The organism is Candidatus Methylomirabilota bacterium (assembly GCA_036001065.1).
GTDB lineage: Bacteria > Methylomirabilota > Methylomirabilia > Rokubacteriales > CSP1-6 > MNEF01.
The window spans coordinates 19,929-27,189 of record DASYUQ010000156.1; the positions used below are offsets into that span (position 1 = coordinate 19,929).

Sequence of the window (7,261 nt, forward strand, 5' to 3'; positions counted from 1 at the left end):
CGAGATCGTGTGGCTATGTAAGCGCCAGTTATTGCAGGCGTCGTCGCATACGGAGAGACCGTATTTGTCCAGACAGGAAGCGGGACATCAAAGAGCCCGGGAGCCGATCGCTATGCTTGACCGTTCCTCGCGCCTCGCCTATGCTCCGGATCGCCTTCCTTTCCTGAGAACGGAGGCTGAGCATGAACGCCACCACGCGCACGCCGGTTCGATCCTGGAGCCGAGTGCTGGTTCTCATCGCCCTGCTGTCCTTGCCGCTGGCGCCTTCCGCCTTCGCGGGGAACTTCACCAGGGTCGTCATCTTCGGCGACAGCCTATCGGATGCCGGGAATCACTTCGTCCATTTCGGGACGATCTCTCAGCAACCGTTCGTTCCGATTCCGGACGACTCGTACGCCATCGGTGGTCATCATTTCAGCAATGGCGCGACCTGGGCCGAGCAGCTCGCCGATGCCCTGCACCTGTCGACCAGCGGCAAGCCGGCGCTTCGCGCCCCTGGCGTCTTCACCAACTACGCGGTAGGTCGGGCCAGGGCGCGCCCTGGCGCACCCGTGTTCGCGGACTTCGATCTGAGCACTCAGGTGGGGCTGTTCCTGTCGGACTTCGGGGGGCACGCGTCGTCCGACGACCTGTACGTGGTCTGGATCGGCGCCAACGACCTCGACGATGCCTTGAACGCTCTCGCCAGCGATCCCTCGGGTGCCACGAGCTTCGGCATCATTCAGGCGGCGATCATCGCCGTGGCGGGCAACATACAGGCGCTCTGGGTATCCGGCGCCAGGACCTTTCTGATCCCGAGCCTGCCGAATCTCGCGATCACGCCCGTAGTTCGCGCCCTCGGTCCCGCCGCCCAGTTCGCGGCGACGCAGCTCACGACCGCCTACAATGACGCGCTGGATGGGGTATTGAGCGCGCTGCAGGGGCTCCCACAGATCAAGCTCGTTCGCCTCGATATCAACGAGCTATTCGAGGACCTCATGGCTGCGCCTGAGGCCGCTGGCTTGGCGAGCGCGGAGGACTCCTGCCTCACGTTCGGCGTCATCGGGGGCGCCATCTGCAAGACGCCGAACCGGTACCTGTTCTGGGATGGCATCCACCCAACGAAAGCGGGACACGGCTTCATCGCGGGAGCCGCGTTCCTGGCCCTCACTGCTCCCTGATGGCGCGCTGAGGCAGCCGGCGGGCCCCGAAGCTCTGGGCGTCTAGTGCCCCGTCCTCGAAGTCATGTTAAGAGCCTGCCCGCACGCGGCGCCGGGGCCGAGGGGCGCGTGCGGCAGGGTTCGACGGGACCCGTTCCCGCCCGCTGGCAACGGACCCCGCGTCCCCAGGTGGAGCCCAGCCGCAACGGGGCAAGCGGACGCGTGCCGCGTGGTCCCGCGATCCCTGCCGCGCGTGCCGCGTCGGCCCCGCCGGCAGCGGCGCGAGCGCGGCGATCGTTAACATGACGTCCCAGACGGAACACTAGGACGACCAGCTCGCCGGCCGAGATCGTCGACTCATGAGCAGCGCTGCTCCGCTGACCGACGTCGCTGCCGTCATTTTCGACATGGACGGCGTCCTGGTGGACTCGGAGCCGACGAACTTCGAAGCGGTGCTGCGCCTCCTGGAACGCTACGGGATCGCCTATACCGAGGCCGACGACCGGAGGTTCCGGGGGTGTCGGAATCTGGACCTTTACGCCCACTTGCGTCAGAGCCATACGAGCTTACCAGGCGACGCCGAGCTGGAGGACGAGCTGACCACTCTGACCCTGGGGTTGATTCGCCGGCGGTGCGTGCCCATGCCCGGCGTCCCCGAAGTCCTCGAGGCGGCGCGCCGTCGTGGGTACCGGTTGGCCTTGGCATCCTCGGCGGTGCCGGCGGTGATCGCCGCCAATCTTGCCGCACTGGGAGTCTTCTCGCTGTTCGAGACGATCGTCTCCGGCGTCGAGGTCGCCTCGGGCAAGCCGGCCCCTGACATCTTCCTGGAGGCCGCGCGCCGGCTGGCGGTGCCGACCGGGCGCTGTCTCGTCGTGGAGGACTCTCGCAACGGGGTGCTGGCAGCCCGCGCCGCCGGCATGGCCTGTGTCGCGGTCCCCTGCCCGGCCACCAGGGACGAGGACTTTCGAGAGGCGACCCTCCGCCTCGATGCGTTGCCGGCCCTGCTCGGTCTCTTGCCGCAGCGGCCCTCGACTAGTGCCGTTCCAACTTGTTGATACTAAATCTGTCCACGAACGACGTACACGGTGCCTTCCTAGGCGCGAATAGTTGGAACGGCACTAGCAGTTCAGGTACTTCGGGCTGACGAGGGGCTTTTCCGTCCCGTCGGTGGCCCACGTGCGGCGCTTCAGGCCCGCCAGATCTTTCCCGTAGACGTGGATCTCCACCGTGTCGCGGTCGGTCGGGTTGTGCATGGCGTGGATCTCGTCGTCCGGCGGCAGCAGGCACGAGACCGCGCCGGGCCGGTGGCGGAGCACCGCTTTCACTTCCGGCGTCGCCCGCTCGCGGCCCGGCGCCAGGCGGTAGCGCGTCTCCTGGATCTCGTTCTCGACGACGCCGATGACGCCCCACGTCTCGTGGTTATGGGCGCCGGCGGTGTCGCCCGGCCCCCACACGACCGAGGTCACATTGAAGTTCGGCGCGCGATGGAGCATGTAGCGCCCGCGCCGGCCGTCGGTCTGGCGTCGGCGGAACTCGGGCGGGACGGCGTCGGGATTCTCGATCAGCCGGCCCAGCAGCGGCGCGACCTGAGCGACGATCTTCTCCGACGAGGTCTCGCGCCCGGTGATCCGGTCCACGTCGGCGATGAAGCTCGCCAGCAGGTAGGCCATCGCTCTCTCCTCACGTCTCGACGGGCGTGTCGCCGCGCCCGCCCCACTCGGTCCAGGAGCCGTCGTACACGGGAACGTCCCGGCGGTCCAGCACATGAAGTCCCAGCGCCAGCACGGCCGCGCTCACGCCCGAGCCGCAGGTGGTGACCACCGGCCTGGCGAGATCGAGCCCCGCCTTCTCGAAGGCGCCGCGCAGCGCCGCCGCGTCGAGCAGCGTGCCGTCCCCCCGGCAGAGCCGCTCGTAGGGCAGGTTCAGGCTGCCCGGCATGTGGCCGCCCCGCACCCCCGGGCGCGGCTCGGGCTCGGCGCCGACGAAGCGGCCAGGGGAGCGGGCGTCGAGCACCTGCTCGCGGCGGCCCCCGAGGTTGGCGCGCATCCGGTCGAGGTCGCGGACCAGCTCGGGGCGGAAGCGCGCGGTGAAGCGGCGGGGCGCCGGGGCCGGCATCCCCGATTCGAGGGGGCGGCCCTCGGCGCGCCACTTGGGCAGGCCGCCGTCGAGGACGGCGACGTTGTCGTGACCGAAGACGCGAAACGTCCACCACCCGCGCGCCGAGGCGATGAAGGTCCGGCCTCCATAGACGACCACGCGATCGTCGTCGCCGATGCCCAGGGCCCCCATCGCCCGCGCGAACTCCTCGGTGCTGGGCAGCATGTGGGGTAGCGTGGTCTTCCTGTCGGCGATCGCGTCGATGTCGAAGAAGACGGCCCCGGGGACGTGGGCCTGGACAAACTCCGCCCGCGCGTCGCGCTTGAGGTGCGGCAGGTACCAGGTGGCATCGACCACGCGGAGGTCTGGATCGCCGAGGTGCGCGGCCAGCCAGTCGGTGCTGACGAGGGACTCCAGGGCGGCCGTCATCGCGTCAGCGTGTAGGGGCTGCGCCCCTCGGGGTCGAGCGCCTCTTCCCACCTGAGATAGGCCTCCATCGCCTGCCGCCCCTTATCGTACGGCTTCAGCACCACGTCGTCCGGCTCGTCCAGCATCCGCGTCGGCCCGCTCTCGGCGGGAAGACCCGCGGCGATCCAGGCGCGCGTGCCGCCGTCGAGCACGCTCACCCGCGTGTACCCGAGCCGGCTCAGGGTGACCGCGGCCAGGGTCGAATGAAGCCCGTCGGCGCAGGTGACGATCAGCGGTCCCGAATTGTCGGGTACGAGGTCGCCGATGCGTAGCTCGAGCCGGCTCCGGCAGAGCCATCCGGCGCCGGGCACGTGCGCGCGCTGGTAGGCGTCGCTCTGATCCACGCTCAGGATGGTGGCGTCGCCCAGCGCGCCCGGCGCCACGGTGGCCACGGTCGCGCCCGCCGCTTCGTATCCGAAGGGGACGACTTGGGGGTGCCCGCGCTCGATCGCCCCGCCGGCCTGCTCCCAGGCGGGCAGGCCGCCGGCCAGCACCGCGATGGCGGGGAAGCCCATGCGCTTGAGCCAGGAAGCCGTCAGCACGGAGCGCACCAGGCCGTCGCACACGAGGATGATCGACCCCGCGCGTACGGCGACGTAGTCGTCGGTGGCCTGCACGGCCTGGCCGCCCGGCGCCCAGACGGCGCCGGCGACGTGACCCGCCGCGTACTCTTCCGACGTGCGCACGTCGAGGATGAAGACGTTCTCCTGCGGGTGCCGCTCCCGGAGACGCCCGAGGTCGTCCGGCGAGACGAAACGGATCTCGTCCGCCGCCGCGATACGCTTGGCGGCCAGCGTCGCCCCGGCCCGGCTGCGCGCGGAGGCCGGCGGCGCCCAGCGGCTGGCGCCGCGCTCGAGCCGGAGCCCCGCCAGCTCCCAGCCCATCGTGCCGTTCTCGAGCGCCACCACGGGGTTGGGCAGCCCCATCCGCCGCAGCGATTCGGCCCCGATGAAGGAGCGCGTGCGGCCGCCGCAGTGGACGACGATCGTGCTGTCGGGCCGCTGCACCAGCTCGCCGATCCGCAACACCAGCTCGCCGCCCGGCACGCTGACGGCGCCGGGCACGCAGCCCCGCGCGTACTCTTCCGGGGTCCGCGCGTCCACGATCACCAGGTCGGCGCCCTGCTGCCTCCTGGCCTGCAGCTCCTGCGGCGACATCTGAGGCGTCTTCATCTCGTGCAGCACGCGCTCGCCGAAGACCTTGCTGGGGACGTTGACGCCTTCCACGATCGGGCGGCCGGCGGCCCGCCACCCGTCGAGGCCGCCACTCAATACCCGCACGTCGGCGTAGCCCATGTCGGCGAGCGCCGGCCGCGCCAGCTCGGCCAGACGCCCGCCGTCGTCGTCGTAGATGACGACGGGCGTCGTCGGCCAGGCCGTCACCAGCCGCGCCAGACGGAACTCGAGGAGCCGCCGCGGCAGCGAGGTAGCGCGGAAGATATGACCCCTCTCGTAGGCGCCGCGCTCGCGGAGATCGAGGACGGCGTGGGGCGTGTCGGAGCGCATCAAAGACGCCAACTCGGTGGGCGAGATCCTCATGGCGCCCCCAAAGCCTACACCGAATCGCGGGCAGAGGCCGATAGAATGGCCCCCATGCCCGCCGTGTACGTCGTGGTCGGCGCGCTGCTGCTGCTCGGCCTCCTGGGCTCGCTGCTGCCACTTGTCCCCGGCACGCCGCTCATCCTCCTCGGCGCCCTCATCTACGCGTTCGCGACCGACTTCGCCACGATCGGCGTCGGCCGGCTCGCGCTGCTGGCCGGGCTGGCGACGGCAGGGTATCTGGCGTCCCACGTCGCCGGCGCCCTGGGGGCCAGGAAGTACGGAGGCAGCGCCTGGGCGGTCGTCGGCGCGCTGGTCGGCATGGTGATCGGCCTCTTCTTCGGCCCGCTGGGCCTCCTGCTGGGTCCCATCGTGGGCGCCGTCGCCGGTGAGCTGCTGCGCAGCGGGGAGATCGAGGGGAGCCTCAAGAGCGGCGTCGGCGCCGCCGTCGGACTCCTGCTCGGCGCCGTGGCGCATTTCGCCCTGGCGCTCGTGATGGCCGCGCTCGTCGTCTGGTGGATCTGGCGCGGGTGACCGCTCTCAGTGCGCCTCCAACCAGTTCCGGCGATGCCCCGACGGGTGCCCTGCCGGTGCCGATCCAAGTAACGAGCCAGACGAGGTCGGAGTAACCACCGGTCGCGCGCGGGCTTCGCCCGCGCGATCCTCTGGGGTGTTTCAGAGGGGGCCGCGCGGCCCCCTCTGACTATGGACCTCGGAGGGGGCCGCCGAGGCCCCCTCCGATTAAGAGCGGAGCAGGCTCTCCGCGGCCTCCATCAGGCTCTCGGAGAGCGTCGGGTGCGTGTGGATGGTCGCCGCCAGATCCTCCGCCGTCAGCGCCCCCTCCACGGCCAGGGCGCCCTCGGCGATCAGCTCGCCCGCGCCCGGGCCGACGATGCCCACGCCGAGCACGCGCCCGGACTCGCCGTCCACGACCAGCTTGGTGAGGCCGTCGGCGCGGCCGAGGGTCGCGGCGCGACCCGACGCCGCCCACTGGAACTTCGCGATCTTCACCGCCCGGCCGGTGCGCTGGGCCTCCGCCTCGCTGAGCCCGCACCAGGCGACCTCGGGATCGGTGAAGACGACGGCGGGCACGACGACGTTGTCGAACGCCGCGGCTCTCCCGGCGATCACTTCCGCCGCGACCTTGCCCTGCCGCATCGCCCGATGGGCCAGCATCGGCTCGCCGGTGACGTCGCCCACCGCGTAGATGCGCGGATCGGCCGTCCGGCACCGGTCGTCGACCGCGATCACGCCGCGCTCGTCGGGGCGGACGCGCGTGGTGTCGAGGCCGAGCGCGTCGGTCTGCGGGCGCCGGCCGACGGCGACGAGGACCCGATCGAAGGTCGCCGTGGTCTCGCCCAGCCGCGCCTCGATGCCGGCCCCCGTCTCGCCGAGCGCCGTCACCTTCGTGCCCAGGTGGATCGCGGCCAAGAGCTTCTCGCAGCGGCGAGCCAGCGGCTGGACGAGGTCGCGGTCCACCCCCGGCAGCAGGCCGTCCGTCATCTCCACGAGCGTCACCCGGCTCCCGAGGGCCGCGTAGACCTGGCCCAGCTCGAGACCGATGTAGCCGCCGCCGATGACCAGCAGCCGCTCGGGCACGTCGGGCAGCTCTAGCGCGGCGGTCGAGTCCATGACGCGCTCGCTCTGAATGCCCACCCCCGGCAGCGCGGCGGGCAGCGAGCCGGTGGCGATGATGGCGTGCTTGAAGCGGATCTTCTGGGGCTCGTCGCCTTCGACCCGGACCCCGCGCGAGTCCTCGAAGACGGCGTGGCCGCCGACCACCTCGACGGCCTTGCTGCGGGCGACCCCGGCCAGGCCCCGGGCCAGCTTGCCGACGACGTGCTCGTTCTTCCACTTGCTCAGCGCGTCCAGTGAGATCCGGGGCTCGCCGAAGTCGACGCCGAACTCCCTGGCGCGCTCGGCCTCCGAGAGGACGGCGGCGACGTGGAGCAGCGCCTTCGACGGGATGCAGCCTTCGTAGAGACAGGCGCCCCCCAGACGCTTGCCCGCGTCCACGAC

Annotated in this window: 7 protein-coding genes; 3 read left to right on the forward strand and 4 right to left on the reverse strand. The window is 71.2% G+C overall.

Annotated elements, in window-relative coordinates:
• The first annotated feature begins 182 nt into the window (after positions 1 to 182).
• The gene (locus VGV13_15320) at positions 183 to 1,160 is read left to right on the forward strand and encodes an SGNH/GDSL hydrolase family protein (protein HEV8642461.1); all 978 of its coding nucleotides are present in this window, start codon (positions 183 to 185) and stop codon (positions 1,158 to 1,160) included.
• A 338-nt stretch (positions 1,161 to 1,498) separates the two neighbouring features.
• Positions 1,499 to 2,194, forward strand: coding sequence for an HAD family phosphatase (locus VGV13_15325; GenBank protein ID HEV8642462.1), 696 nt, complete (start codon positions 1,499 to 1,501; stop codon positions 2,192 to 2,194).
• Between the two features lie 63 nt (positions 2,195 to 2,257).
• On the opposite strand, the gene VGV13_15330 is transcribed toward VGV13_15325, so the two are convergent.
• From VGV13_15330 to VGV13_15340, 3 genes are read right to left on the reverse strand one after another with little or no spacing between them, the layout of a single operon-like run.
• Positions 2,258 to 2,809: a cysteine dioxygenase family protein gene (locus VGV13_15330; GenBank protein HEV8642463.1), complete on the reverse strand. Its 552-nt coding sequence runs from the start codon at positions 2,807 to 2,809 to the stop codon at positions 2,258 to 2,260.
• Between the two features lie 10 nt (positions 2,810 to 2,819).
• Entirely contained in the window at positions 2,820 to 3,665 is an 846-nt protein-coding gene (sseA, locus tag VGV13_15335) for a 3-mercaptopyruvate sulfurtransferase (protein HEV8642464.1), read from the reverse strand.
• Positions 3,662 to 5,242, reverse strand: coding sequence for a rhodanese-like domain-containing protein (locus tag VGV13_15340; protein HEV8642465.1), 1,581 nt, complete (start codon positions 5,240 to 5,242; stop codon positions 3,662 to 3,664). The genes sseA and VGV13_15340 overlap by 4 nt, the downstream gene beginning before the upstream one ends.
• Positions 5,243 to 5,296: 54 nt before the next feature.
• On the opposite strand from VGV13_15340, the gene VGV13_15345 reads away from it, so the two are divergent.
• Positions 5,297 to 5,776 (forward strand): DUF456 domain-containing protein, encoded by a 480-nt coding sequence (locus VGV13_15345; protein ID HEV8642466.1) that lies wholly within the window; start codon positions 5,297 to 5,299, stop codon positions 5,774 to 5,776.
• Positions 5,777 to 5,983: 207 nt separating this feature from the next.
• Here VGV13_15345 and lpdA read toward each other — a convergent pair.
• Positions 5,984 to 7,261 (reverse strand): dihydrolipoyl dehydrogenase (lpdA, locus tag VGV13_15350; GenBank protein HEV8642467.1); only part of this gene is annotated, 1,278 nt, incomplete at its 5' end.

Coding starts and splice junctions, on each gene's coding strand:
- VGV13_15320 (HEV8642461.1), top strand. CDS start 183: ATGAACGCCACCACGCGCACGCCGGTTCGATCCTGGAGCCGAGTGCTG.
- VGV13_15325 (HEV8642462.1), top strand. CDS start 1,499: ATGAGCAGCGCTGCTCCGCTGACCGACGTCGCTGCCGTCATTTTCGAC.
- VGV13_15330 (HEV8642463.1), bottom strand. CDS start 2,809: ATGGCCTACCTGCTGGCGAGCTTCATCGCCGACGTGGACCGGATCACC.
- sseA (HEV8642464.1), bottom strand. CDS start 3,665: ATGACGGCCGCCCTGGAGTCCCTCGTCAGCACCGACTGGCTGGCCGCG.
- VGV13_15340 (HEV8642465.1), bottom strand. CDS start 5,242: ATGAGGATCTCGCCCACCGAGTTGGCGTCTTTGATGCGCTCCGACACG.
- VGV13_15345 (HEV8642466.1), top strand. CDS start 5,297: ATGCCCGCCGTGTACGTCGTGGTCGGCGCGCTGCTGCTGCTCGGCCTC.